Below are 24,809 nucleotides of genomic sequence, written 5' to 3' on the forward strand. Positions count from 1 at the left end.
GGTTTAGACCCCGCCGAACGAGCGGGTGAAGCGGATGCCAATCCGCCGCGGGGCGAGAATGCCCGTACCGAAGCTGCGGCTATAGACAGGCCCGCCGTCGGCGTTCTCTACCACCTGCGCCGAAAGCGGGGTGGAGCGGGCGCTGACCTCGGCGAACTCGTTGAACAGGTTGGTGGCGTAGAGCGAGGCGCTCCATTGCTCGCCCTGCAACGTCACCTGCGCATTGTGGAGATCATAGGAGGGCAGGGTGATCCCGCCGCCCTTGCCGCCGGTTCGCGTCAGCACATTGCCCGCCGCCGTCACGCCGTAACCGAACTCCAGGTCCCAGCCATTCGATAGCGGCTGGGTATAGCTGGCGAACAGGCTGCCCTGATGCTTGGGCGAACCCGGCAGGCGGTCGCCATCCTCCCCGTCCTCGTACGCGATCGTCGAGTTGAAGCCCGGCGGCACGATGTAGGAGATCAGGTTCGGTGTGGTCTCGGTGAACTTGGCGTCGGCGTAGGAATAGGCGCCGCGCAGACGGAAGCGCTCGGTGGCCAGCCAGTTGAAGTTGACCTCGAAGCCCTTGGTCTCCGCCTTGCCGCCATTGCGGGTGATCGGCTGCTGGCCGTTCACCGTGGCGGCGTTCACCTGGGGATCCTTATACTCGATGTAGTAGAGCGCGCCGTTGAAGGTCAGCCGCTTGTCCAGCCACTGGCTGTGCAGACCCAGCTCAAAGTTGGTGGTCTGGTCGGGACCGAACTGCGCCTCGTTGGGCAGGGCGCAGACGATCTGGCTGGTCGGCAGCGGGGTCGGGCAGGCGGCGACGCCGTTGGGGCCGCCGATCCGGTTGCCTTCGCTATAGGTGAAATAGACCTTCAGGTCGTCGCTGAGATCGTAGGAGGTGTTGGCCTTGAACAGCCAGCCCTTGTTCTCCTGACCGTCCGGCTCCCAATCCAGGACGATGGAGTCCGGGCCGCGACCATCGAACACCGTGTAGTACAGCGGCAGATCGATAGCGGTCTCGAAATCCAGTTCGTAGCGGTAGTAGCGCGCGCCGCCCGTGACCTGCCATTTCGGGGTGATCTGGTAGGACAGCTCGCCATAGCCCGCCGTCTCGGTCTGCACGCTGCGGCTTAGCGAGTAGTACTCCAGCGAGTCCGGGCGAGAGCCGCCGTTGAACACGTCGTAGCCGGGGGTGAACTCCTTGCTGAAGCCCTTGGTCTTGAAGCGGTTATAGAAGCCGCCGAGAATCCAGCTCAGCGGGCTGTCGTACTTGGAGACCAGCCGTACTTCCTGGTTGAATGTCTCTTCGCGGTCCTCCTCGCGCGTGAAGGCGCTAAAGCCTGGGAACGCCTCGTACGAGTATTCCAGCCCGATCAGCAGGTCGGTCTGGTCGCGCTGGCCGCCCGATTTGAAGATGGCCTGGCCCGTGGCCGAGGTCAGTTCGGCAAAGCCCAGGTCGGCGGTGATCTCCAGCGCCAGCATCTCGTTGCGGATGCGGTTCGGCTCAAGCACCCGCGAGGCGGATTCATACTTGCCGAAGGTGTAGGGCATGTTGTCCAGGCGGCGGCTGCTGACCTGGCGGCCGCCCACCTGCTGGTCCTGGTAGTAGTAGGTCAGGTTGACGTCGAGCGCTTCGATCGGCGCCCAGCGCAGACCCAGCCGCCCCGACAGCGCCTTTTCGGTATTGGTGTCCTTGCGTCGGCTGACATTGGCGTCGGTCAGATCGTTGGGATCGGACACCCCGACGCGGTTGACCACGAAGGGTTGGTCGATGAAGCCCCGGTCGTCCATCCAGTCCACGGACCCGCGGATCGCGAACTTGTCGCCGACCGGGATGTTGAAGGTCGTGCCCACGTCGATGTTGGACTTCGAGCCCGACGAATAGCCATAGGCGTCGCCGCGAACCGACATGCCGGTCTCGCCGAACTTCGGCCGCGTTGGGATGTAGCGGATCGCGCCGCCCAGGGTGCCGGCGCCGTATAGCGTGCCCTGCGGGCCAAGCAGCACCTCGACCCGCTCCATGTCATTGAGCTTCAGGTCGATGAAGAGAGGGATTTCACCCACATAGGTGGCGACAGTGCCATTGCCGCTGTTGTTGCCGTCACCGAAGCTGGTCGGGGCGGCGTTCAGCCCGCGCACCACGATCGGATTTCCCTGGCGCGGACCCGCGTCGATGGTGAACACGCCGGGCACGAAGCGCAGGGCCTCGGTCAGGTCGCTGAAGCCCTGTTGTTCGATCTCGGCGCCGCCGATGGCGGTGATGTTGATCGGCGAATCCTGGACCGTCGCGCTGCGGCGCGTGCCGGTGACGATCAATTCCTCCACCTCCTGAGCCTGGGCGCCGAAAGAGGCGAGGGCGGGCAACAGGCTGATGGATGCAAGAAGGCCGGCGCGCGTGGCGCCTTTACGGTAATTCATTCGAACTTCCCCTTTTCGCTCAAACTTGAGCGTTGGGGGAACGGTGTGATGCGTCGATGCGCAGGCCCACGGTTTCCTCACGCAACCGTCACGAAACCTGTCGACGAGACCCCCGGGCGCCCGCATTTTGTGCGTTTCGCTGAACAGACAGGCGCCAACCCTCGTGATCGCTATCGTCGCCGATACTACCCTTGATCGCGCCGAACATCTTTTGGCCCAAGGCGCGGCGCGCGAGGCGCATGCCCTGTGCCTGGACGCCCTTCGTCGCGATCCCGGCGTCGCCCAGGCCTGGTTTCTGCTCGGGATCATCGCCGCCGAGCACGGAAATCACGGCAAGGCTGCGGAATTGCTGGAAAAAGCGACGGCGCTAGCTCCAGCGATGGCGCGCGCCCATGCCCATCTGGGTCGCACGCTCGTCGCCCTGAATCGCCAGGATCTGGCGCGACAAGCGGCCGACCGGGCGGCTTCCCTCAGTCCCGGCGACGCCCTGACGCTGGACACTATCGGGGTAGTCTATAGCCGGACCGGCTTTCATGACCGCGCCATCGGCTTCTTCGAGCGGGCCTTCACACTGCAGCCGTCCAACGCCTCGTTCGCCTACAATCTCGCCTCCGCCCGCCAGTTCATCGGCGATTTCGCAGGGGCCGAGACGGCCTACGCCGCGGCGCTCGACCTGGACCCCGGCTACTACAAAGCCTGGTCTTCGCGCGTCGTCCTGACCAAGCAGACGCTGGAGCGGAACTTCGCCGCCCAGCTTGAGGCCTTGTTCGATCCTAGCGCCAACGATCCCGACCCGGCCCTGCACGTGGGCCACGCTCTGGCCAAAACGTACGAGGACCTGGGCGATCACCCCACGTCCCTATCCTGGCTGAACCGGGCCAAGGCCGCCAAGCGACGGCAACTGGCCTACGACGGCGCAGACGACGTGGCGATCTTCGCCGCCGCGGCGCGAACGGCGGGAAAGGGGGAGGGCGATCCCTCGAACGAGCCGATCTTCGTGGTGGGGCTGCCACGCACCGGCACGACGCTGGTCGATCGCATATTGTCCAGCCATCCGGAGGTAACCTCGGCCGGAGAGCTTTCCAACTTCGCCCTGATCGCCAAGCGGATGACCGGAACGCCGTCCAACCGCGTGCTGGACGCCGAAACCCTGAAGGCGGCGACCTCCCTCGATATGGCCGCTCTTGGCCGCGCCTATATCGACAGCACCCGCCCGCTGACGACGCCTGGCGGCCGCTTTGTCGACAAGATGCCGCTGAACGCCATCTATGCGGGGCTGATCCACCGGGCCTTGCCCAATGCGCGTATCGTCTGCCTGCGCCGCGATCCCATGGACAGCGTGCTGAGCAACTATCGCCAGCTCTTCGCCACGGGGTTCTCCTACTACAATTACGCCTACGATCTGGCGGACACGGCGCGCTACTACGTTCAGTTCGACCGGCTCGTCGCGCATTGGCGACATACCCTGCCAACCGATCGCTTCACCGAGGTCGCTTATGAGGACCTGATCGCCGACCAGGAGGGCGAGACCCGCCGTCTGCTGTCCTTCTGCGGCCTCAACTGGGACGAGCGGTGCCTGGCTTTCCACGAGAATCCCAACCCCGTGGCGACCGCCAGCTCGGTACAGGTCCGCAGCCCCCTGCATTCCGGCAGCATCGGGCGTTGGAAGCGCTATGGGGACGCCGTCGAGCCGGCCCTGGCGGTGCTGCGCGGCGCCGGAATTGCGCCGCAATAGGACGGGAACTTGCGGCCATGCCGCCCCGTTCGACGCTCATGCGCAAAGCTGTTCTTTTGACCGTCCTGGCCCTGACGACCGCCTCGCCGATGCTGGCGGTCGCTCAGCCCTATGACCACCACCGCGCCGAGCAGGACCGTCGGCGCGATGAAGCGCGCCGACGTGACGAGGACCTTGGGCGACGCCTGCGGGACATCGATCGCCAGCGCGACGACGCTGAACGCCAATTGGCTGACGCCCGGCGCCAGCGCGACGAGGAAGTCCGGCGCGCGCAGGAAGACTACGGCCGCAGACGTTCCGATATCGCCCGGAACAACCCGAACGACCGGCGCAACGAGCTGCGCCGCGCCGACGAGGATCGTCTGCGCCGTATGGCCGACATCAATCGCAACTACGATGACCGCGTCCGCGACCATCGCAACCGGCTGCGCGACATTGAACGCCAGGCGGCCGACGCTCGCCGTGACCGCGAGCGTCGCTGGTAGAGCCTATTTCTTCGGCATGTGAGCGATCACCTGCACCTCTACGATGCCGGTGGGCGCCAGAAGGCCGGTCGTCCCCACCGCCGTCCAGGCGGGGGCGGGCGCGCTGCTCAAGCTGCGGCGGACTTCCGTCATGACGCGAATCTGATCCATCGGCTTGCCGGTGAAGTTAGGGCTGTCCCAGACGTGGAAGCTGTTCACCATCACCACGTCGTCCCAGCTGGCGCCGGCAGCCTTCAGCGTGGCCTCCAGTTGCTTGTAGGTGCGCAGGGTCTGAGCCTTGAACGCGGCTTCGTCGTTACCTTCATCCTTGCGTCGCGCAACGATGCCGCCGGAGACATAGAGCGTGTCGCCAACCCGCCGTGCGGCGGCGTAGCCGACCTCATCGTACTCGCGTTGATACATCGCGTTCGGAATAATCGCCTCGCCGCCCGGGGCGGGGATTTTCACGGGATACTGGGGAGCGGTTTGAGCGGCGGCGGGGACGGCGGCCAGCAGACCGGCGGCGAGGGCGAGGGCACGAAGCATTGAACGGTGTTCCTTGAAAGCTTGGCCGCTCGTGCCGCGTTCCGTTAGAGCTTACAAGTTAAATTCCGGCAATCTGTCGAAGCTCACTCGAGCGGTTCCACCTCGCCTCTCCTTGAGCTAAACTCCTCTCGTTCACCGGGGGGGCGCACCTAAGCGCCTGAGAGGCGGGTATCTCCCGCGACCCGTAGAACCTGATCCGGGTCATGCCGGCGAAGGGAGGGAACGCGGCGGGGCGAAGGTCCTCCGTAGACCAACTTGCGCATGCGGTCCGGGTCTCCTTGGCAACAAAGGAGCCCGCCATGAACGTCCACACTCCGATCTCCGACAAGAACGCGCTGGAGAAATCCGTCGCAACCGGCGAGCTGCCGGGCTCGCGCAAGGTCTATCAGGCGGGCGAACTGTTCCCCGATATCCGCGTCCCGTTCCGCGAGGTCGCCGTCCACCCGAGCGCCAACGAGCCGCCGGTGACGATCTATGACCCGTCGGGCCCCTACACCGACCCTAACGCAACCATCGACATCGAGAAGGGTCTGGCCCGCCCCCGCGAGGCCTGGGTCCTCGCTCGCGGCGACGTCGAACAGGTGGCACAGCCCCGTCAGGTGAAGCCCGAAGACAACGGCTTCGCCGCCGGCAAGCACCTGGCGCCCGAGTTCACCGCGCCGCGCCCGGTGTTCCGCGCCAAGGGCGGGGCCGCCGTCACCCAGCTGGAATACGCCCGCAAGGGGATCATCACCGCCGAGATGGAATACGTCGCCATCCGCGAGAACCTGCGCCGCGAACAGAACGCCCCGTGTGTGCGGGACGGCGAGGATTTCGGCGCTTCGATTCCCGATTTCGTGACGCCGGAGTTCGTGCGTCAGGAGATCGCTCGCGGCCGCGCCATCATCCCCGCCAACATCAACCACACCGAAGTCGAGCCGATGATCATCGGCCGCAACTTCCTGGTGAAGATCAACGCCAACATCGGCAACTCGGCGGTGCTTTCGACCGTGGCCGACGAGGTGGACAAGATGGTGTGGGCCACCCGCTGGGGCGCCGACACGGTCATGGACCTGTCCACCGGTCGCAACATCCACAACATCCGCGACTGGGTGCTGCGCAACAGCGCGGTGCCGATCGGCACCGTGCCGATCTATCAGGCGCTGGAGAAGGTCAACGGCGTGGCCGAGGACCTGAACTGGGAGGTGTTCCGTGACACCCTGATCGAGCAGGCGGAGCAGGGGGTGGACTACTTCACCATCCACGCCGGCGTGCGCCTGCCTTACGTGCCGCTGACCGCCAAGCGGGTGACTGGCATCGTCTCACGCGGCGGGTCGATCATGGCCAAGTGGTGCCTGGCGCACCACAAGGAGAACTTCCTCTACGAACACTTTGAAGACATTTGCGAAATCATGCGCGCGTACGACGTGTCGTTCAGCCTTGGGGACGGCCTGCGGCCCGGCTCCATCGCCGACGCCAACGACGCCGCGCAGTTCGCGGAACTGGACACCCTGGGCGAGCTGACCCAGGTCGCCTGGAAGCATGGCGTCCAGACCATGATCGAAGGCCCCGGCCACGTGCCGATGCACAAGATCAAGGCCAACATGGACAAGCAGCTGAAGACCTGCGGCGAGGCGCCGTTCTATACGCTTGGCCCGCTGACCACCGACATCGCCCCCGGCTATGACCACATCACGTCAGCCATCGGTGCGGCCATGATCGGCTGGTTCGGCACGGCGATGCTCTGCTACGTCACGCCCAAGGAACACCTGGGCCTGCCGGACCGCGACGACGTGAAGGTGGGTGTCATCACCTACAAGTTGGCCGCCCACGCCGCCGATCTGGCCAAGGGACATCCCGGCGCCCAGGCGCACGATGACGCGGTCAGCCGCGCGCGATTCGAGTTCCGTTGGGAGGACCAGTTCAACCTGGCGCTCGATCCGGAGACCGCTCGCGACTATCACGACGAGACCCTGCCCAAGGAGGCGCACAAGACCGCGCACTTCTGCTCCATGTGCGGGCCCAAGTTCTGTTCGATGAAGATCACCCAGGAGGTGCGCGAGTTCGCCGCCGGTCTGGCGCCGAACGACATCGCCCAGGGCATGGCCGACATGAGCGAGAAGTTCCGCGAGAAGGGCGAAATCTACCTCAAGTCCGACGCCTGATCACAGGCAGCGCGACGCGTAGGTCGTCTGAAGATGCAGGAGCCGCTGTTCGCGTGGGCGAATGGCGGCTTCGGTGTTCTGACCATCCTGGTGGGTCGCGATCATGGTCGTGTCACGCGACGCCTTACTGGCGGCGTTGAGCGCGGTTGTCGCCCCGTTGATCGCGGCGGGATTGGCCCCCACGAGCGCTGTGCTGGCGATGATCGCCGTGGAAGCCGACAGCGCCTTTTGCCGGGCGACCATGGCTTCGCCGGAGGCCTCCAACCGCTTCATGCTGTCGTCGCGCATCTTTTTGATATCGGCCTCGATGCCCATGCCTTCGGACATCAATTCCTGGCAACTCGCCTTGGCGTCTGTGGGTCGCTGGACGAGATAGGTGACTTCCGCGGCGACCGGAGCCGATAGCGCCAGCCAGGCGATGGCTGATAGGGAGTGGCGGATAAGCATTCGAAGGTCTCGGCCAATGGCGGGCCAGACGATCACTGTCTTGCGCGCGGGCAAAGCGGTCTGCGACTGAAGCGCCGCTGGCGGCGATGAACGCCGCATCCTGCCAAGCGGCGGTCCGCGAACGTCGATTGATCGGAAAACTTCAAAGAGCGTCACCAAAGCGAAGAAATGGCGCCATAGAAGGCTCCGACGAAAAGCCATGGAGACGGCGACAATGACGAAATCCATCCGCCGTATCGGCCTGTCAGCGGTCGCCGCCGTGGCCGTTCTCACCTGCGCGGGCGCCGGCCACGCGGCGGAGGAAAAGAAGCCTGCCCCCAAACTGGTGGTGACCATCGTCATCGATCAGTTCGGCTCCGATCTCTTCAACCAGCACCGCGCTGATTTCACGGGCGGGCTGAAGGCGCTTTCGCAGGGGATGGTCTACGCCAACGGCTATCAGAGCCATGCGGTTACCGAGACCTGCCCTGGCCACTCCACCATCCTCACCGGCAAGCGACCGAACAAGACCGGCATCCCAGCCAACGACTGGGTCGATCGCGCCACCGGCAAGGAAGTCTATTGCCTGGCCGTGCTGGAGAACACGCTGGCCGACGGCGGTCCGGGCGAGAATGGCCGGGTTGGCGCAAGCGCCATGCGGGTCTCCAACCTTGCCGACTGGCTGAAGATCTCTTCGCCGGGAAGCCGCTCCTTCGCCGTTTCGGGCAAGGATCGCGGCGCGATCAATCTGGCTGGCCAGAAGGGCGACGGGGCGTTCTGGTATGTCGACGGCTTCGGCTGGACGACCTTCGTCGAGCCTGGCCAGGACCCTGCCAAACGCCTGGCCCCCGTCGCGGCCCTGAACGAATCCCTTCGTGGCCGACCGAGGCCCGACTGGACCTACACCCATGACGTCTGCCGCAAGGCCGCGGCGGACTGGATGATCGAAGGCCGTTCATGGCCCTCGCGCCTGCCGCCGGAAAAGCCGGTGTTCGACACCTCTCCCGCCCTGGATGAACTGACTGTCGAGGCGGCCATTCGTCTGCTGGACGAACAGAAGCTCGGCGAGGGCCCGGCGACCGACATGCTCGGCGTCAGCTTGTCGGCCACTGACCGTATCGGCCACGTCTACGGCACACAGGGCCCGGAGATGTGCGAGCAGATGTACCGTCTGGACGCGGCTCTAGGCGCGCTGATCGAGCGGCTGAAGAAGGTCCCGGGCGGTGTGGTGGTCGCCGTGACCGCCGACCATGGCGGCTCGGATTTCCCGGAGCGTTCGCATGCCCGCGGCTTCGAAGAGGCTGGCCGGATCGATCTGACCTTCCTGCCGTCGATCAACGCCGAGGTCCGCCGCCGGCTGAACCTGGACTTCAATCCGCTCACCACGGGCAGCAGCGGCTTCATGATCGTGGACAAGACCGGCAAGGGTATGGCTGAGCCCCTGCGCGGCAAGGTCGCCGACGTCGCGGTCGAGCTCTTCCGCAAGAATCCGCTGGTCGCCGGCGCCTATCGCCTGGAGGAGGCGCTGGCCGCCCCCCCGCCGCCGATCGGGACCAGTCCGCAGGAATTCACCCTGTTGCAGCGCATGACGGTTGGCGCGGTGGCGAACCGTTCGGCTGACATCCTGCTGGCTTTCAAGCCGGGCATCACCGCCTTCCCGGCGCGCTACGGACGCAGCCTGGCGAGCCATGGTTCGCCCTGGGGCTATGATCGTCGCGTGCCGATCCTGTTCTGGTGGCCGGGCGTGGAGGGCCAGGAGCGCTTCTATCCGATCGAGACGATCGACATGGGGCCGACGCTGGCCAACCTCGTCGGCGCCAAGCCCCCGGCCGACATCGATGGCCGGTGCCTGGACATGGGCGCGTTCGACGTACCGGCCTGTCCGAAACGCTAGGCCGCGGGGACGAAGCGGGCGCGGACGCTGGGCCAGGCTAGGTTCAGCGCCAGCCCGCCCAGCACCAAGGCCGCGGCGCCGAGTTTCCAGGGTTGCAGCGGCTCGTGCAGGAAGAAGGCCGAAGCCCCCATGCCGAACACCGGCACCAGCAGGGCCAGCGGACTGATGGTCGCCGCCGGGTGACGCGCCAGCAGCCACCCCCACACCGAATAGCCGAACAGGCTGTTGCCCACCGATTGCCACAGCACCGCCGCCCAGGTGGCCGCGTCGGCGTTTTGCACCCCGGCGACCATGGCGGGCCAACCCTCGGTAATCAGAGAGAGGGCGAACAGGGGCGGGACGGCGAACATGCTCGACCAGACCACGTAGGCCAGCATGTTCACCTGACCAGCGCTTCGCGCCACGATGTTGCCGCCGGCCCAGCTGAGCGCCGAACCCAGGATCAGCAGCACGCCCAGGGGCGTAGTCCCGTCACCGCCCACATGGGTCATGATGATCCCCACGCCGGCGGCGGCTAACGCCAGAGCGAACCATTGATAGGTCTTCACCCGCTCGCCCGTCAGGGCCATGGCCATGCCGATGGTGAACACCACCTGGGTCTGTACGATCAGCGAGGCCAGGCCCGGCGTGATGTGCCCCCGCATGGCGATGAACAGCAGGCCGAACTGGCCGGCGCCGATCAGCACGCCGTAGCTGGCCAGTTTCGACCAGGGGATCGGCGGCTTCTTGATGAAGAACACCGCCGGCAGCAGCACCAGACTGAAGCGCAGGGTTGCGAACAACAGGGGCGGCAGGTGGTCCAGCCCGACCCGGATGACCACGAAGTTCGTGCCCCAGATCGCCACCGTGGCGAGCGCCAGCAGGAAGTGCGGGAGGGGTAGTGAGCCGGTCTTCATGGCGAGACTCGCGAGCGCGGAGAGATGAGCCTGTCTATGCCCCGATCCCAAGCTGCGCCATGGCAGTTTTCCTCAGGGGCTGTTCATCGCCGCTGAGCCCGGCTATCCACGCGCAGATTATTGCCCAATGTGATGCGAACATGACCGACACCCTGCCTGACCGCCTCTCCGTGAACCCCAACAACCCGCACTACGACGCGGCGGTGCTGGAGAAGAACGTGGGCGTCCGCTTCAACGGCGTCGAGAAGACGAACGTGGACGAGTACTGCGTCAGCGAGGGCTGGGTCCGGGTCAGCGTCGGCAAGTCGGTCAACCGCAAGGGCGAGGCGATGACTGTCAAGCTCAACGGCGTGGTTGAGCCGTACTTCCGCGAAGGCTAGGCGCGACCCTCGACACCGAGGCGCTTGCGCCTCAGCCCGCCGTTTTCGTCCTGCAGATGCAACTCCACAGGCACGCCAAGCCCCGTAGCGAACGAGGTCAGGCGCAGGGCCGCTCGCGTCGCGGCCTTGCGGCTCTCATAGCCGTTCAGGGTTAGGCCTTCGCCGATCAGCCGCCAACGACCGGCGACTCGAACGACGCCATAGTGGATCTCGGTCATCGCGATCTCCTTCTGACTGCCGACAGGCTCGCCCGCGAATAGGGCGATCATGCGTCATGGCGCGACCTATTGAGACGCAGTGTAGCCGCAATTTCGTGACATGCGCGTGAAAGTTGTGCGGCTCAGCTTCGCGCCTTTTCGGCCGCGATCCACGACTCGACCTCCAGACGCAGGACCTTCAGCGGTACGACGCCATTCTTCAGTACGGCATCGTGGAATGCCTTGAGGTCGAACTTGGGTCCGAGCGCTTCTTCAGCCTGTTTGCGCAGGGCGAAGATTTCCAGGCCGCCGCTGTCATAGGCGGTCAGTTGGCCGGGAAGCACGGCGATGCGATCCACCAGATCGTCGGCCTCCTCACCCATAAAGCGGCCGCTTTCCTGAGCGAAGGCGGCGGCCTGCTCGCGAGTCCAGCCGAACATGTGGATTCCCGGGTCCAGCACCATGCCCCGCGCGGGCCACATGCGGCGGGTGATCTTGGGATAGTCGCTGGAATAGATGCCGACTTCTTCCGACAGGGCCTCGGAATAGCGGGCCCAGCCTTCCACATAGGCGGAGTTGAACGCGACCTTGAACAGGTCGTGGCGCTTGACGCCCAGCGCCATGGCGATCTGCAGATGGTGGCCGGGCCACCCTTCATGCACGGCGACGATCTCGGCGCCGCCGCGCGTCTCGCTGGCCCACTTCTCCGATGCGATACGGTATGTCCCGGGCTTCTTCGGATCAGCTGACATCTCGTAGTGGGAACTGACGCCCGAGCCGCGCATGAAGGGCTCGAACGGCTTCACCACCATGTCCTGATCGGGCAGCTTGGTGACCAGCGCGGCCGAAGCGACGCGGGAGCTGTCCACGACCTTGCGGGTGTAGGCGATCAAATCCTCCTCTGAAGCGAGCTTGTTGGCGGGCGCTTCAGAGGTCCGCTTGGCGATCTCTTTCAGGTCCTGGGTGCCGTACAGCTTCTGGCCCAAACCTTTGACGATCTCGGCATTGGCGTTGACTGTGGCCAAGCCCAGGTCGAACACCTGCTTGGGCGTACGGTCCAGGGTCGTGTAGCCACGAAGCTGCGCCTGATAGCAGTCCGCGCCGCCGGGCAGGGCGCTCAAGCCCAGGGTGTCGCGAGCCTTCGGCATGTATTCGACCGCCAGGAAGTCGCGATAGGCTTTAAGCGCCGGATTGATCTCGCCAGCGATGATCTTGGCCAGGGCCGCGCCGAACGCTGGGTCCTTGTCACGGGATGCGGGCGAATAGAACGGGGACTTCGTCGGATCGGCGACGATCATGCCGTCGATCTGCTTGATGACCCGCGCGACGACGGGTTTGGGCGCCGAATACCCCTCGGCCAAACCCTTGCGCAGGTTGGCGGTCTCGATCTCCACGAACTTGGGAACCGAACCCCAGCGCTGCAGCGCCTGCGCTCTTAGGTCAGCGTCGCCCACTGGCTGGTCCGACGCGGTCCGCACCAGATAGCTTTGCCAGCCGAACATGTGGTTCAAGTTCCACAGGTGCGCCCTGCACACCCGCGTGCCGCGCTCGGCCTCAAGACTGTCGATCAACACCGCCAGGGTGATGGCGTCCTGGCCGTTCAGGCTCTTGGCGTCGATGGCGCGGGCGTCCGCCTCGATGGCGTCCATCTTGACTTCGAAGGCCCGGATACCGGCCTCGCTGTTGTCGTACAGGCGGGCATGCGTCGGCGCCTTCAGGCCCGTCGAATAGGACGCCGAGGGATTGTAACTCAGCGTCTCAGCCACGAAGCGATCCGCGACAGCCTCGACCTTCTGGCCCCCAGTCTGTGCCGAGGCGGCGGATGCAAAGGCGAGAACCGCAAAGGCGGCGGAAAGGCGCAGGCTCATCGAAGAACTCCCCACTCGATCATGGGGAGAGTAGGGCGGGTTTGCGCCCCCGGGGCAAGTGGCGTCCCGGTAACCCAGGACGCCGTCAGCCTCAGGCGATCACGCCCAGATAGTCCAGCTTGCCCACCGGCACGCCTTTATGGCGCAAGATGTCGTAGGCGGTGGTCAGGTGGAAATAGAAGTTCGGCAGCACAAAGCCGCTGAGATAGGCGCTGCCCGTCATGCTGAACTCGCCATTGGGAAACTTCAGCTCGATCGTTTTACCCTCGGTCCCGTCCAGTTGGGCGGCGTCTATGCCCTCGATATAGGCGATGGTCTTGGCGATCCGCGCCTGCATGTCGGCGAAGGTGACTTCGTCGTCCGGCATGGCCGGAGACTCCACGCCGGCTAGGCGGGCGACCGCGAACTTGGCGGAGTCGCTGACGCGCTGAATCTGGCCGGTCAGGGGCGCCATGTCTTCGAACAGGCGGGCGGACGCCAAATCCGCTGGATCGACGCCATTGTCCTTGGCCCAGGCCTCGCCTTTGGTCAGCAGGGCCGACAGGGTCCGCAGCCCGCGGGTGAGGGCGGGCAGGGTCATTTGGCTCATGGACAGCGACATCAGGCGTTTCCTCGTTGTGGACTCAAGCTGAGCTGTTCCGACACTTGGTGACGTCCGCGCCGATTGTAAGGCTATTTCGCGAGATCAAACCCGGGCTTGAAGCCGCGCAGATAGGTCTCCCATTCCTCGCGGCTCTTGAAGTCCAGACCGCGATCCCAGGCCGCGCCTTGATAGTAGACGAACGGCTTGCCCGGCGTGACGCGGACCAGGACCAGGTAGTTGTCGGCGTCGTTCCTGAACTCGACGATGCTGGCCGGATCGACCAGGACCGCCGTGCCGATGGTCCCGTGCTCAGGGTCGGTCGGCTCCCAGCAGGCCAGCAACCCCGCTGCCTTGTCGGCGGTCAGCGCGCCCTTGCCGGCGACGATGCCCTTACGGTTCAGGCCGATGCCGACGATCATCTCGCCGCTCTTGTCCGAGCTGATCGTCGAGACGACGCGGTTCAGGTTCGATCCCAGGGGCAGGGTGACGCTACGGTGCTCCCAGACCTTGCGGTCCACGCCCACGGGCCAGGGTGCGTAGTCGAGTTCGAAGGCCGCCTTGTCGGGGCCGTTCTGGATGATCCTGTAGGACTTGAAGTTGCGCGACACCCACAGCTTGTCGTCGTCCCAGACGCCAAGCCCGCCCGCGCCCCGCGAGCCGCCGACATTGTAGTAGTCCAGCCCCTCGCCATGGTCGGTGTGGTACTGGCCGCTCTTCAGCTGCCGATCCATGAACGGATAGCGGACCTTCTTGACCCAGGTGTCGATGCCCGACCCGGACGGCGGCTCGGCCTTTTGCAGGGCGGGACCATAGATCCGGAAGGCGATGCGGTCGTTCTCCCACATCAGGTCGTCGAACCGCTCCGGCACGAAGCGTACCGTCGCCCGGGGCGAGGTGTCGGCCGGCGGCGTTGCGGGCGTGGCTGCGGCCAGCAGGACGAGAGCGGCGAGGGACGTGGGCAGGACTGTCATCGAAGCGCGCCTGTTCAAGACTCGAATGCAGCCCTATTTGTGCCGCGCCCCGACACCGGTTTCCATAGGGACTTGAGCATGCAGCAGATCGCGATCGTCGGCCCGGGCGCCGTGGGTGGAACCGTCGCCGCCTGGCTCGCTCAGAGCCCCGATCTCTCCGTCACGGTCTGCGCCCGTGCGCCCTTTGACGGCCTGAGCGTGGAAACTCCGGATGGCGAGATCACCGCGACGCCGAACGTCCTGACCGAACCTTCGACCGCGACGCCGCAGGATTGGGTGCTGGTCTGCACCAAGGCCTATGACGCGGCTGGCGCTCTGACCTGGCTGGGCGGTCTGGTCGGTCCCGAGACCAAGGTCGCGGTGCTGCAAAACGGTGTCGAGCATGTGGAGCGGTTCGCGCCGCACCTGCCCGGCGTCGGCATCGTCCCGGCGGTGGTCGATATCCCGGCCGAGCGCGCCGCGCCGGGCCGCATTCGTCAGCGCCGCATGGGGACGATCCTGGTTCCGGCGGGCGCCGATAGCGACGCCTTCGTCGACCTGTTCGCCCACACGCCTATCGAGGTTTCAACCACCGACGACTTCAAGACCGCCGCCTGGCGCAAGCTGGCCCTCAACTGCGCCGGCGCGGTCAACGCCCTGACGCTCAAGCCCTCGGGCGTCGCACATCGTGAGGCGATCGCCGACATCATGCAGGCCCTGGTCGCCGAGTGTGTTCTGGTCGGTCGGGCCGAGGGCGCGGTGCTGCCCGACGACCTGGGTCGGGCGGTGGTGGACGGCTATCGATCGGGTCCCGCAGACGGGGTCAACTCGCTGCACGCCGACCGCGCCGCTGGTCGTCCCATGGAACTTGACGCCCGCAATGGCGTGATCGTCCGCTTCGGCGCGCGGCATGGGATCGCCACGCCCATGAACGCCATGATCGTCGCCCTGATTGAGGCTGCCGCCGCGCCGGGCGACGGTCGGCCCTAGTCTCAACCGTTGAAAGGCTTGGCGATGGGCGAGCGGCGAGGCAGATAGCCCTCATGAGCCTGTCATCTCCTCGCACGGTCGCTGTCATTGGCGGCGGCCCCGCCGGCCTGATGGCCGCCGAAGTGCTGAGCGCGTCCGGTGTGACCGTGACGCTGTACGACAGGATGCCGTCCCTCGGCCGCAAGCTCCTAATGGCGGGCCGTGGCGGCCTGAACCTGACCCATTCGGAGCCTTTCGATCGTTTCGTGGGCCGCTACGCCGAGGCGTCGGAACGCCTGCGCCCTATCCTGGAAGCTTTTCCGCCCAGCGCCCTTGTCGCCTGGGCCGAAGACCTTGGCCAGCCGACCTTCGTCGGCTCCAGCGGCCGGGTGTTTCCAAAGGCGATGAAGGCGTCGCCTCTCCTGCGCGCCTGGCTTGCTCGGCTCGAGACGCAGGGCGTCGTGTTGAAGACTCGCCATACCTGGAAGGGCTGGAATGAGGCCGGCGGCCTGATGTTCGCTGGACCTGACGGGGAGCACGCCGCGCACCCGGATGTGACGATCCTGGCCCTCGGCGGCGGTAGCTGGTCGCGGCTCGGCTCCGATGGCGCATGGGCTTCTATCCTGCAGGGGACGGGGGTGGAGGTCGCGCCCTTCCGGCCAAGCAATGGCGGCTTCACGGTCGCCTGGAGCCACCTGTTCCGGGAGCGCTTCGCGGGAGAGCCGCTAAAGGCCATCAGCCTGTCGTTCGGCGGTCGTCAGGTGCGAGGCGAGATGATGGTCGCCGCCTACGGGGTCGAGGGCGGGGCGATCTATGCCTTGTCGGCTGAACTGCGTGACGCCGTTGAACGCGGCGGCGACGCCGTCTTGCAGATCGACCTGAAACCCGACCTTTCGGTCGGGCAGATCGCCCAGAAGCTGGCCAAGGCCCGCAAGGGCGAATCCGTCACCAATCACCTGCGCAAGGCGCTGCACCTTCCGCCGGTCGCGGTGGGGCTGTTGAGGGAGGCGGCGGGCGTGAATCTGTCGGCGGAGCCCGAGGCGCTGGCAGTTCTGGTGAAGGCCGCGCCGATCACGCTGACCGGCTGCGCGCCCATGGATCGAGCCATCTCCACCGCCGGTGGCGTGGCCTTAGGCGGCGTTGACGGGAATCTGATGCTGACAGCCAGGCCAGGTGTCTTTCTGGCCGGCGAGATGCTGGATTGGGAGGCGCCCACCGGCGGCTATCTGCTCCAGGCCGCTTTCGCTACGGGTCGCGCCGCCGCGCTGGGCGCGCTCGCCCATCTGAAGGATTGAGATGCCCAAATCACTGATCCTGGCCATCATCGGCTGTCTCGTCGGCGGCGGGCTCGCCGCGGTTCAGGCCCCAACGAACGCCCTGCTGGCGCGGCCCCTCAACAGCCCGGTCAACGCCGCCTTCATGTCGTTTGCTGGCGGAACCCTGGTGCTGTTGATCGCGGTTTTGGCCCTCAGGGTCCGGCCCGACTACCAGGCGACCCTGGCCGCGCCCTGGTACGCTTGGATGGGCGGCCTCTACGGCGCTGTCTTCGTGGTCGCCGCGGCCTACGCCATCCCGAGGATCGGGGTCGCCTCGGCCATGACGCTGTTCGTCGCCGGCCAGCTCTTGCTCAGCGTCTGTATTGACCATTTCGGTGGCTTTGGCGTCGAGGCTCGCCCCGTAAACCTGACCCGTCTGGCGGGGCTCGCGCTTGTGCTCGGCGGTGTCGTGCTGGTTCGGCGCTGATGGGCGCAAGCCTTGCGCATTAAGCCTAATAGTCACCACTACTACGGGAATCAGATAGGTTCCGACCTGCGCAACTGGTGATGCCGGTTCGTGTCGGAGGGGAGCAGGGGCTCGTCCGGCTGTCGATAATGATCAGGCGCTCAAGCCGTCGTCGCCAAGTGGAGGGTGACGCGGTTTGCTAGGTCTAGGAGGCGAGTCGCTTCCGGATTCTCGATCGCGTCGGGCTGCGGATCAGGTTCCTTCGCCTCATGACCATTTCGTCGGTCTCGAACATTCCCATCACGAAGCTGACTCCGGCTCAGATTTCTGCCCTGGGCCCCAGCTTCTTCGAGGCGCTTTCGCCGTCCGATTTCGGCCTGATGACGGCCAACCAGATCCGGGCGATCAACAGCAGCGCTATCGAGGCGGTCAACGCCGAGCAGTTCGCCGCCCTTTCCTCGACGCAGGTAAAGGCGCTGACGCGGATTCAAATCCCGCGCCTGTCATCCAACATTGTCTTCAGCCCAGACCAGTTGTCCGTTCTGAACAGCGAGCAACTTCAATCGCTGACGACCGACCAGATTGCATCCGTTGATATTGGAGCTGTGGCGGCCCTTAAGGGCTCGCAGATCGGATCTCTGACGGCGACAGGCTTCTCCGCGCTTACCGCCCCACAGGTGGCCGCCCTTTCCCCCGCGCAGATAAGAGGCCTCACAGCGGCTCAGATTGCTGGGCTGACGCAAGCTGACATGGCCGAGTTCTCTCCCGAACAGCTGCAGGCGCTGGGCACGCTACAGCTACGCGCTCTGTCGGGTGATAATTTGTCCACGCTGAACGCCGATCAGATCGCGGGCCTCACCGACGCCCAGATACGGGTCCTTACCCAAACCCAACTCAATGCTCTGAGTTCAGCCGACATCGGCGAGTTTACGTCCACGCAGATCAAGGCGCTGAGCGCTACCCAAATCACTGGTCTGAGTGCTGAGGTGTTCTCGGCGCTCGACGGCGATCAAATTGGAAATCTATCGCCATCGCAGATGAAGGGCTTGTCGATCACCCAGATGAAGTCGATGAGCGCTGAAACGCTCGGTCGCTTCGGACCGGATCAGATCGCCGCCCTGTCCACCGGACAGTTGCTGGCGCTGTCCACGACAGTCTTCTTCAGTTTGCAGCCAGAGCAAATCGCCAGCATCAATGCCTCACAGCTCGGCGCGCTGCCGGCCGGTCATCTGGCGGGCCTCTCGGCGGAGCAGTTCAGCGCCCTGACCACCAGTCAGATCAGCAAGCTGAGCGCAACGCAGCTGAAAGGCTTTGACGAGCAGGATTTTCAGGACTTCACCGTCGAGCAGCTTCAAGCCCTGACCGTCGGGCAGATCGGCCAGATCTCGGCCACCAACCTGTCCAGCCTTGCAGACGAGGATATCGCCGCGTTGACGGCGACCCAAATCCGGGGATTGACGGCGGCCCAGATGAAAGGCCTGACCGTTGAGGATGTCGGCGAATTTACGCCGGCCCAGGTTGCGGTCATGTCGGGGCTTCAGATCGGCGCTCTCAGCTCGGCCGGTCTGGCTGCGCTGACCAATGTAGCGCCGCTAAACGCCACCCAGCTCAAGGCGCTTAGCGCCAGTCAGCTCAAGGGGCTGGACGTCACCGACATCGAGGCTTTCACGCCCACGCAGATCGCGTCCCTGACGCCGTCACAGCTTGCGCAGCTTTCATCTACGGCCATCGCAGCGCTGGACGACGCGCAGGTGGCCGCCTTGTCCACCCTCCAAATGAAAAGCCTCACCCTGACGCAGTTGCGGGGGCTTCAGCCGGAGGACATCGAACAATTCTCGGCGGCCCAACTTGGCGCGTTGACCGGCGCACAGATCGGCGTCCTTGCGCCCAGTCTGACGCCAGACCGGATTGGTGACCTCGCGGTCAGTCAGATCACCGGTCTGTCCCCGACCAGCTTCGCCGACCTCACACCGGCGCAGATCGCCGCGCTTTCCGCTACCCAGATACGGGCGATTTCAACGGTCCAGCTACGGGGTCTGAACGAGGACGATTTCGCCGAGTTCGACTCCGAGCAGATCGCCGCCTTGACCGCCTCGCAGCTTGCGGTGCTTTCGGCGACCCACATCGGCGCGCTGACGACCGAAGAGTTGGCCGCGCTCACCACCACGCAGATCAAGGGGCTCACCGCGACTCAATTGAGGGGTCTGGAGGCGGACGACGTGACCCAGTTCACGCCCACCCAGATCGCCGCGATGTCCGCCGCCCAGGTCGCGGCGCTTTCGCCCACCGGGATCGCTGACTTCGACGCCAGCCAGATCGCCGCCCTGGCGACCACCCAGATCAGGGCGCTTACGACCACCCAGCTTGGCCAGTTCACGCCCCAGGACCTGGATCTGCTGAGCCCGACGCAATTCGCCGCCATGACCGGCGGTCAGATCGCAGCCTTATCGCCGGATACGTTCAACACGCTCTCGCCCGAGCAACTCGCCGGGCTCACCGCGACGCAGATCGGCGGCCTTACCACCACCAGTTTCTCAAGCCTCAACGCCACCCAGGTCGGTCAACTGACCACCACCCAGCTTGGCGGCCTCACCGCCACCCAGCTCAAGAGCCTTGGCGCGACAGACTTTTCCGAGTTCACCGCCACTCAGGTCGCGGCTTTCACCGCGACCCAGATCGGCGCGTTCTCGACCACTAACATCGCCGGCCTGTCAGCCACCGCGATCGCAGGCCTGTCGGCGACGCAGATCAAGGGGCTGACCGCCACCCAGCTTGGCGCCTTGGCCGAGACGAGCATCGCGGGGCTGACGACCACCCAGATCGCGGCTCTCAGCGCCACCCAGCTCGGCGCGATGTCATCGACGGGCATCGCCGCGCTGGACGCCACTCAGGTCGACGCTCTCACGGCGGCGCAGCTGAAAGGGCTGACCACCACCCAGATCGGCGGACTCAGCCCTGAGGATATTCGCGAGTTCGACGCCACCCAGGTCGCCGCGCTGTCGGCATCGCAGGTCGGCGGCTTCTCCACCACCGCCGTGTCGAGCCTCGACAGCACCCAGATCGCCGGCTTGAACAAGACCCAGCTGGGCGGACTGACGGCGGCGCAGATCGGCGCGCTCAGTGCGTCTCAGATCGAGGGGCTGTCATCGACGCAGCTTGCGGCCCTTACGGCGTCACAAATCGGCGGCCTTACCGAAACGGGTCTGTCCGCCCTGACGCCGACCCAGACCGCTGGCCTGACGGCGACCCAGATCGCTGGTCTCACCACCACCCAGATCGCCAGCCTCTCGGTCACCGACTTCGAGGAATTCAGCGTCACCCAGATCGGCAAGCTGACGGCCACCCAGGTCGGCGCCATCGCCACCACCAATCTGGCGGAGATGACCTCGACCGAGTTCGCCGCCCTGACGGCGACCCAGGTGCGGGGCCTGAGCTCCACTCAAATCCAAGCTCTGGAGTCCGGCCATATCCGCGGACGCCTGGGCGATCTGACCGGGACGCAATTCGGCGCGCTTTCGAACACCACCATCACCAGCCTGTCGGTCACGGAGTTGGACAGCCTGACCGCGGCTCAGGTTGGCGGGCTTTCGGGCGCGGCCTTCGCGGGCCTGAGCACCACCCAGGTCGCTTCCCTTGACAACACCCAGATCGGGGGACTGAACGCGACCCACATGGCGGCGCTCAGCAGCGGCCATTTCAATGCTCTCAGCGCGGCGCAGATCGCCGCCTTGTCAGGCTCCCAGATCGGGGCGCTCTCGGCTGAGAACGTGGTCGGTATGGACGCCACCCGGTTCGGAGCGCTCAGCCGTACGCAAATCCAGGGTCTGTCTTCGACCCAGTTGGAAGCGCTGACTGTCTCGGACATCGCCGAATTCACCACCACCCAGGTCGCCGGCCTGACCTCGAACCAGATCGGCGCCTTCTCAGCTGATGAGATTTCCGCGCTCAGCGCGGCTCAGGTCGCGGTACTCACCAGCGGCCAGATCGCCGGCCTCTCGCCCGCCCAGGTGCGTGGCTTCAACCCGACTGACATCGGCGAGTTGAGCGTCACCCAGATCGCCGCCTTTTCGCCCGATCAGATCGCCGCCTTCTCAACCACCGCCATCAGCGCGTTCAGCACGGCCCAGATCGGCATCCTGAGCAGCGATCAGATGAAGGGCTTGTCGGGCGTCCAGCTTGGCGCCTTCGACATTACCGACATCGGCGGCTTCGCCGAGACACAGATCAAGGCGCTGACCCCCACCCAGATCGGCCAGATTTCTCCCACCGTCATCGGCCAACTGACCACGACGCAGATCGGCTACCTGATGCCGGCCCAGATTCCGGGGCTGACCAAGGATCAGATCCAGCAGATGAGCACGCACCAGCTAGGCTCGATGACCAACGCCCAGATCAACAAGTTCACGGCCGCCCAATTGAACGAGGCCATGACGCCGGCTCAACTCGAGGCCATCGGGATCAATCCGTACTTCGGATAATAATACCCGGGCGATATTGACGCGACCGATTTCGTCCGGGTAAAAGTTGCGTATGAGCACTCCAGTACCCGACAGCCCTCAAACCTGCACGGCCTTCATCGGGCCGCTCCGCCTCGCTTCCGGCGCACTGGCCGAGGTTGCGGTCGCCGTCCATCGCGCGCTGGAGGCTGATCCCCAAACCTCGATCCTTGTCTTCGATGACCAGACCGCCCGTTTGGTGGACCTGGACACGCGCGGCGATGAAGCCGCGGTGCGCGCGCGATATGCGCCTGAATCTGAACCGCCGCGGGGCAGGGGGCGCCCCAAGCTCGGGGTGGTGGCGCGGGAAGTGACCTTGCTGCCGCGGCATTGGGATTGGCTGTCCCGTCAGCCAGGCGGCGCCTCGGTGGCGCTGCGAAAGCTGGTGGACGGCGCTCGTTCCGACGGGCGCAGCCAAGTCCGCGAGGCTCAGGAAGCCGCCTATCGCTTCATGTCGGCTATGGGCGGGGACCTGCCGGGGTTCGAAGAGGCGTCTCGCGCCCTTTTCGCGGGGGATAGGGGCGGGCTGGAAGATCGGATGGCTCCGTGGCCGGCTGACCTGCGCGAACACGTCCTGCGGCTGGCGCAGGGAGCCTGGTCGTGAGGGCGGAACGGCGCGGGCCCTTTGTGGCCCAACCCCTTGCCCCGCATGACTCACAGCGTGGGCCTCTAGACAATTTTCGCCTGCACACATACTTTTCGCGGCATCGATCTCTGTCGCGCCGTTTCTATCTTCCGCTCTCGTTACCGCGCGCGGATCGTCCAGAAGCCGACCATTCAGACTTCGACCGCTGCTGAGGCTCTTCTCAACGGCGCTAAACTTTTCTAACGGAGAGCTGAAATGGCTACCGGCACTGTGAAATGGTTCAACACGACCAAGGGTTACGGCTTCATCCAACCCGATGACGGCGGTAAGGACGTGTTCGTCCACATCAGCGCGGTGGAGCGCGCTGGTCTGCGTTCGCTGAACGACGGCCAGAAAGTTACCTACGAGCTGGAACGCGACCGTCGCAGCGGCAAGGAAGCCGCTGTGAACCTGCAGGCTTCTTAATAGGCTTTCAGGAGTGGACGCGGTAATCGCGTCCGGCTCGAAACAGTCGAGCGCGCCGAAGCGTTAAGCTTCGGCGCGCTTTCGTCATTACAAAACTTACCCCAGGAGCCACATGGCCAAGGAAGAATTCATCGAGTTTGAAGGCGTGATCACCGAACTGCTGCCGGAAGGCCGCTTTCGTGTTCAGCTCGACAACGACCACGTGATCCTCGCCTACACGGCGGGCCGGATGAAGCGGAACAAGATCCGCTCGCTGGTCGGCGATCGCGTCACGGTCGAAATGACGCCTTACGATCTGGACAAGGGTCGCATCACGTTCCGTCACAAGACCGAAGGTCCGCGCCTGGGTGGTGGCCCGGGTCGTCCGCCGGCGCGTCGTCGCTAAAACCTGTCCGTCCGGGAGGAGGCGGCTTTGCGCCTCCCTCCTGTCAGATGGAGAAGCTGACGCCGCAGCCGCAGCTGGACTTGGCGTTGGGATTGCGGATGCGGAACTCCGCGCCTGCCAGTTCATCGACGAAATCGATTTCGGAGCCCTTCAGCAGGGCCAGCGAAACCACGTCCACCAGGGCGGCGGCTCCGTCACGCTCGATCCTCAGATCATCTTCGCCAGCCTCCTGCACCAGGTCGAACTGGTACTGGAAGCCCGAGCAACCGCCGCCCTCGACAGCGACGCGCAGCATTACGGGCGCGCCTTCCAATTCGGAAAGGGCGCGAATGCGGCGTGCGGCGGGTTCTGAAAGTGTGACGGGAATGTTGTCGGTCATGGCTGTGGAAAACTAACGCTTTCCCTATATGAGCAAGTCGCCGCCCTTTCGAAAGGGGCGACAGACAATCATCGAGGCAGAACATGTCGTCCTCCGCGCCGTATCAGGTCGTTCGCGCTCCCTACGCCGAAGATCCGTCCCGCTCGCGCGGCCGGCGCTTTCCCGAGGCCGACAGCCGCACGCGCACCCCGTTCGCCCGCGACCGCGACCGCATCATCCACACCACGGCCTTCCGCAGGCTGAAGGAAAAGACCCAGGTCTTCGTCGCCCATGAAGGCGATCACTTCCGCACCCGCCTGACTCACTCGCTGGAGGTGGCGCAGATCGCCCGCAGTCTCGCGGCGGGTCTGGGCCTGGACCACGATCTGGCCGAGACCATCGCCCTGGCGCACGATCTCGGCCATCCGCCCTTTGGTCACGCGGGGGAGGATGAACTGGAAAAGCAGGCCGCGCAGTGGGGCGGCTTCGACCACAACGTCCAGACCTTCCGCGTCGTGACCGAGCTTGAGCGTCGCTATCCCGACTTTGACGGCCTGAACCTGACCTGGGAGACCCTGGAAGGGGTTATCAAGCACAACGGCCCGGTGACCTCCAAGCTGGCCAAGCCGTCGTGGAAGGCCGTAATCGACTTCAACGCCGGCTACGACCTGGAACTGGGCGGCTGGGCTGGGGCCGAAGCCCAGGTCGCGGCCCTGTCGGATGACATCGCCTACAACAACCACGACGTTGATGATGGCCTGCAGGCCGGGATTTTCACCCTGGACGAACTGATGGACGTGCCTCTGATCGGCCCGATCCTCGCCGCCGTCCGTTCCGAGCGTCCCGATCTCAACGCTGACCTGACCCGCATGGAAGCTGTGCGCCGGATGATCGGCGCCATGATCGACGACGTCATGGGCGAGACCTTGCAACGCGCCGCCGCAAGTCAGGTGAACAGCGCCGACGACGTCCGCGCTCTTGACCACGCCTTGGTCTCCTTCTCGGCCGACATGGCCGAGGATTTGGCCCGCCTGCGGGAGTTCCTCTACACGCGGATGTACCGCCACTGGAAAGTGAACCGCACCCGCAGCCAGGCCCGCCGTATTTTGGGCGAGATGTTCGGCTTGTTCATGGCCGAGCCCGATGTCCTGCCGACGGAGTGGTTCATCCGGTCGCAGAACGGCGACGAGGCCGGCCGCGCCCGGGTGGTGTGCGACTACATCGCCGGCATGACCGACCGTTTCGCCATCGAAGAGCACCGCCGGCTGTTCCATCTGGACGTCTGGAACTAGCAACGCCGGTTCAGACGCCGACGGGCCTTCGATAGACTGCTGCGACGCGC

At 65.3% G+C, this 24,809-nt stretch carries 22 protein-coding genes and 1 riboswitch; of the genes, 13 read left to right on the forward strand and 9 right to left on the reverse strand.

Annotated features, from left to right (window positions below; genetic code table 11):
* Nucleotides 1-3: 3 nt before the first annotated feature.
* On the reverse strand, nt 4-2,403 hold the full coding sequence (locus O5K31_RS07195) for a TonB-dependent receptor (protein ID WP_269716623.1): 2,400 nt from the start codon (nt 2,401-2,403) through the stop codon (nt 4-6).
* A gap of 163 nt (nt 2,404-2,566) precedes the next feature.
* On the opposite strand from O5K31_RS07195, the gene O5K31_RS07200 reads away from it, so the two are divergent.
* Both O5K31_RS07200 and O5K31_RS07205 read left to right on the forward strand, forming a co-directional pair.
* Complete coding sequence (locus O5K31_RS07200; protein WP_269716624.1) at nt 2,567-4,138, forward strand: tetratricopeptide repeat-containing sulfotransferase family protein; 1,572 nt, start codon at nt 2,567-2,569, stop codon at nt 4,136-4,138.
* A gap of 17 nt (nt 4,139-4,155) precedes the next feature.
* Complete coding sequence (locus O5K31_RS07205) at nt 4,156-4,623, forward strand: hypothetical protein (protein WP_269716625.1); 468 nt, start codon at nt 4,156-4,158, stop codon at nt 4,621-4,623.
* Nucleotides 4,624-4,626: 3 nt separating this feature from the next.
* Here the strand turns inward: O5K31_RS07205 and O5K31_RS07210 are convergent, their stop codons facing one another.
* Nucleotides 4,627-5,148, reverse strand: coding sequence for a Rid family hydrolase (locus O5K31_RS07210; protein WP_269716626.1), 522 nt, complete (start codon nt 5,146-5,148; stop codon nt 4,627-4,629).
* A 126-nt stretch (nt 5,149-5,274) separates the two neighbouring features.
* Nucleotides 5,275-5,383: riboswitch (TPP riboswitch) on the forward strand.
* 64 nt (nt 5,384-5,447) lie between these two features.
* Between O5K31_RS07210 and thiC the strand changes: the two genes are divergently transcribed.
* A complete protein-coding gene (gene thiC / locus O5K31_RS07215; RefSeq protein WP_269716627.1) occupies nt 5,448-7,292 on the forward strand; it encodes a phosphomethylpyrimidine synthase ThiC in 1,845 nt (614 codons plus the stop codon).
* On the opposite strand, the gene O5K31_RS07220 is transcribed toward thiC, so the two are convergent.
* Nucleotides 7,293-7,739, reverse strand: a complete 447-nt coding sequence (locus O5K31_RS07220) for a hypothetical protein (protein ID WP_269716628.1) — start codon at nt 7,737-7,739, stop codon at nt 7,293-7,295.
* Between the two features lie 214 nt (nt 7,740-7,953).
* Here O5K31_RS07220 and O5K31_RS07225 point away from each other — a divergent pair, with 214 nt between their 5' ends.
* Complete coding sequence (locus O5K31_RS07225) at nt 7,954-9,612, forward strand: alkaline phosphatase family protein (RefSeq protein WP_269716629.1); 1,659 nt, start codon at nt 7,954-7,956, stop codon at nt 9,610-9,612.
* On the opposite strand, the gene O5K31_RS07230 is transcribed toward O5K31_RS07225, so the two are convergent.
* The gene (locus O5K31_RS07230) at nt 9,609-10,508 is read right to left on the reverse strand and encodes an EamA family transporter (protein WP_269716630.1); all 900 of its coding nucleotides are present in this window, start codon (nt 10,506-10,508) and stop codon (nt 9,609-9,611) included. The two genes, O5K31_RS07225 and O5K31_RS07230, sit on opposite strands and share 4 nt — an antisense overlap.
* Before the next feature lie 140 nt (nt 10,509-10,648).
* Here O5K31_RS07230 and O5K31_RS07235 point away from each other — a divergent pair, with 140 nt between their 5' ends.
* Nucleotides 10,649-10,888: a DUF3297 family protein gene (locus tag O5K31_RS07235; RefSeq protein ID WP_269716631.1), complete on the forward strand. Its 240-nt coding sequence runs from the start codon at nt 10,649-10,651 to the stop codon at nt 10,886-10,888.
* On the opposite strand, the gene O5K31_RS07240 is transcribed toward O5K31_RS07235, so the two are convergent.
* The 4 genes from O5K31_RS07240 to O5K31_RS07255 form a co-directional block, all read right to left on the reverse strand.
* The gene (locus O5K31_RS07240; protein WP_269716632.1) at nt 10,885-11,106 is read right to left on the reverse strand and encodes a hypothetical protein; all 222 of its coding nucleotides are present in this window, start codon (nt 11,104-11,106) and stop codon (nt 10,885-10,887) included. The genes O5K31_RS07235 and O5K31_RS07240 overlap by 4 nt on opposite strands.
* Before the next feature lie 122 nt (nt 11,107-11,228).
* Nucleotides 11,229-12,953: a DUF885 domain-containing protein gene (locus O5K31_RS07245; RefSeq protein ID WP_269716633.1), complete on the reverse strand. Its 1,725-nt coding sequence runs from the start codon at nt 12,951-12,953 to the stop codon at nt 11,229-11,231.
* A gap of 91 nt (nt 12,954-13,044) precedes the next feature.
* On the reverse strand, nt 13,045-13,554 hold the full coding sequence (locus O5K31_RS07250; RefSeq protein ID WP_269716634.1) for a DUF1993 domain-containing protein: 510 nt from the start codon (nt 13,552-13,554) through the stop codon (nt 13,045-13,047).
* A 71-nt stretch (nt 13,555-13,625) separates the two neighbouring features.
* Nucleotides 13,626-14,507, reverse strand: a complete 882-nt coding sequence (locus tag O5K31_RS07255; protein WP_269716635.1) for a DUF4861 family protein — start codon at nt 14,505-14,507, stop codon at nt 13,626-13,628.
* Nucleotides 14,508-14,585: 78 nt separating this feature from the next.
* On the opposite strand from O5K31_RS07255, the gene O5K31_RS07260 reads away from it, so the two are divergent.
* The 7 genes from O5K31_RS07260 to infA all read left to right on the forward strand — a co-directional run bounded on the left by O5K31_RS07260 (nt 14,586) and on the right by infA (nt 23,109).
* The gene (locus O5K31_RS07260; protein ID WP_269716636.1) at nt 14,586-15,476 is read left to right on the forward strand and encodes a 2-dehydropantoate 2-reductase; all 891 of its coding nucleotides are present in this window, start codon (nt 14,586-14,588) and stop codon (nt 15,474-15,476) included.
* Nucleotides 15,477-15,529: 53 nt separating this feature from the next.
* Nucleotides 15,530-16,750: a TIGR03862 family flavoprotein gene (locus O5K31_RS07265; RefSeq protein ID WP_269716637.1), complete on the forward strand. Its 1,221-nt coding sequence runs from the start codon at nt 15,530-15,532 to the stop codon at nt 16,748-16,750.
* 1 nt (nt 16,751) lies between these two features.
* On the forward strand, nt 16,752-17,198 hold the full coding sequence (locus tag O5K31_RS07270; RefSeq protein WP_269716638.1) for a DMT family transporter: 447 nt from the start codon (nt 16,752-16,754) through the stop codon (nt 17,196-17,198).
* Between the two features lie 248 nt (nt 17,199-17,446).
* Complete coding sequence (locus tag O5K31_RS07275; RefSeq protein WP_269716639.1) at nt 17,447-21,655, forward strand: beta strand repeat-containing protein; 4,209 nt, start codon at nt 17,447-17,449, stop codon at nt 21,653-21,655.
* 52 nt (nt 21,656-21,707) lie between these two features.
* The gene (locus O5K31_RS07280; protein WP_269716640.1) at nt 21,708-22,277 is read left to right on the forward strand and encodes a DUF2239 family protein; all 570 of its coding nucleotides are present in this window, start codon (nt 21,708-21,710) and stop codon (nt 22,275-22,277) included.
* Nucleotides 22,278-22,514: 237 nt separating this feature from the next.
* Nucleotides 22,515-22,724: a cold-shock protein gene (locus tag O5K31_RS07285; RefSeq protein WP_269716641.1), complete on the forward strand. Its 210-nt coding sequence runs from the start codon at nt 22,515-22,517 to the stop codon at nt 22,722-22,724.
* Nucleotides 22,725-22,836: 112 nt separating this feature from the next.
* Nucleotides 22,837-23,109 carry a translation initiation factor IF-1 gene (infA, locus tag O5K31_RS07290; protein ID WP_442867764.1) on the forward strand — a complete coding sequence of 91 codons (273 nt, stop codon included), beginning with the start codon at nt 22,837-22,839 and terminating at the stop codon, nt 23,107-23,109.
* 43 nt (nt 23,110-23,152) lie between these two features.
* Here the strand turns inward: infA and erpA are convergent, their stop codons facing one another.
* Nucleotides 23,153-23,488 carry an iron-sulfur cluster insertion protein ErpA gene (gene erpA, locus O5K31_RS07295; RefSeq protein ID WP_269716642.1) on the reverse strand — a complete coding sequence of 112 codons (336 nt, stop codon included), beginning with the start codon at nt 23,486-23,488 and terminating at the stop codon, nt 23,153-23,155.
* A gap of 83 nt (nt 23,489-23,571) precedes the next feature.
* Here erpA and O5K31_RS07300 point away from each other — a divergent pair, with 83 nt between their 5' ends.
* On the forward strand, nt 23,572-24,759 hold the full coding sequence (locus O5K31_RS07300) for a deoxyguanosinetriphosphate triphosphohydrolase (RefSeq protein WP_269716643.1): 1,188 nt from the start codon (nt 23,572-23,574) through the stop codon (nt 24,757-24,759).
* The last annotated feature ends 50 nt before the right edge of the window (nt 24,760-24,809 follow it).

It is taken from the genome of Caulobacter sp. NIBR2454, assembly GCF_027474405.1.
Lineage (GTDB): Bacteria > Pseudomonadota > Alphaproteobacteria > Caulobacterales > Caulobacteraceae > Caulobacter.

What these genes read in the sequence shown, in the direction of transcription:
- O5K31_RS07195 (WP_269716623.1), bottom strand. Translation starts at nt 2,403, where the DNA reads ATGAATTACCGTAAAGGCGCCACGCGCGCCGGCCTTCTTGCATCCATC.
- O5K31_RS07210 (WP_269716626.1), bottom strand. Translation starts at nt 5,148, where the DNA reads ATGCTTCGTGCCCTCGCCCTCGCCGCCGGTCTGCTGGCCGCCGTCCCC.
- O5K31_RS07260 (WP_269716636.1), top strand. Translation starts at nt 14,586, where the DNA reads ATGCAGCAGATCGCGATCGTCGGCCCGGGCGCCGTGGGTGGAACCGTC.
- O5K31_RS07265 (WP_269716637.1), top strand. Translation starts at nt 15,530, where the DNA reads ATGAGCCTGTCATCTCCTCGCACGGTCGCTGTCATTGGCGGCGGCCCC.
- O5K31_RS07255 (WP_269716635.1), bottom strand. Translation starts at nt 14,507, where the DNA reads ATGACAGTCCTGCCCACGTCCCTCGCCGCTCTCGTCCTGCTGGCCGCA.
- infA (WP_442867764.1), top strand. Translation starts at nt 22,837, where the DNA reads ATGGCCAAGGAAGAATTCATCGAGTTTGAAGGCGTGATCACCGAACTG.
- O5K31_RS07205 (WP_269716625.1), top strand. Translation starts at nt 4,156, where the DNA reads ATGCCGCCCCGTTCGACGCTCATGCGCAAAGCTGTTCTTTTGACCGTC.
- O5K31_RS07285 (WP_269716641.1), top strand. Translation starts at nt 22,515, where the DNA reads ATGGCTACCGGCACTGTGAAATGGTTCAACACGACCAAGGGTTACGGC.
- O5K31_RS07225 (WP_269716629.1), top strand. Translation starts at nt 7,954, where the DNA reads ATGACGAAATCCATCCGCCGTATCGGCCTGTCAGCGGTCGCCGCCGTG.
- O5K31_RS07220 (WP_269716628.1), bottom strand. Translation starts at nt 7,739, where the DNA reads ATGCTTATCCGCCACTCCCTATCAGCCATCGCCTGGCTGGCGCTATCG.
- O5K31_RS07280 (WP_269716640.1), top strand. Translation starts at nt 21,708, where the DNA reads ATGAGCACTCCAGTACCCGACAGCCCTCAAACCTGCACGGCCTTCATC.
- O5K31_RS07300 (WP_269716643.1), top strand. Translation starts at nt 23,572, where the DNA reads ATGTCGTCCTCCGCGCCGTATCAGGTCGTTCGCGCTCCCTACGCCGAA.
- erpA (WP_269716642.1), bottom strand. Translation starts at nt 23,488, where the DNA reads ATGACCGACAACATTCCCGTCACACTTTCAGAACCCGCCGCACGCCGC.
- O5K31_RS07240 (WP_269716632.1), bottom strand. Translation starts at nt 11,106, where the DNA reads ATGACCGAGATCCACTATGGCGTCGTTCGAGTCGCCGGTCGTTGGCGG.
- O5K31_RS07235 (WP_269716631.1), top strand. Translation starts at nt 10,649, where the DNA reads ATGACCGACACCCTGCCTGACCGCCTCTCCGTGAACCCCAACAACCCG.
- O5K31_RS07245 (WP_269716633.1), bottom strand. Translation starts at nt 12,953, where the DNA reads ATGAGCCTGCGCCTTTCCGCCGCCTTTGCGGTTCTCGCCTTTGCATCC.
- O5K31_RS07270 (WP_269716638.1), top strand. Translation starts at nt 16,752, where the DNA reads ATGCCCAAATCACTGATCCTGGCCATCATCGGCTGTCTCGTCGGCGGC.
- thiC (WP_269716627.1), top strand. Translation starts at nt 5,448, where the DNA reads ATGAACGTCCACACTCCGATCTCCGACAAGAACGCGCTGGAGAAATCC.
- O5K31_RS07230 (WP_269716630.1), bottom strand. Translation starts at nt 10,508, where the DNA reads ATGAAGACCGGCTCACTACCCCTCCCGCACTTCCTGCTGGCGCTCGCC.
- O5K31_RS07250 (WP_269716634.1), bottom strand. Translation starts at nt 13,554, where the DNA reads ATGTCGCTGTCCATGAGCCAAATGACCCTGCCCGCCCTCACCCGCGGG.
- O5K31_RS07275 (WP_269716639.1), top strand. Translation starts at nt 17,447, where the DNA reads ATGACCATTTCGTCGGTCTCGAACATTCCCATCACGAAGCTGACTCCG.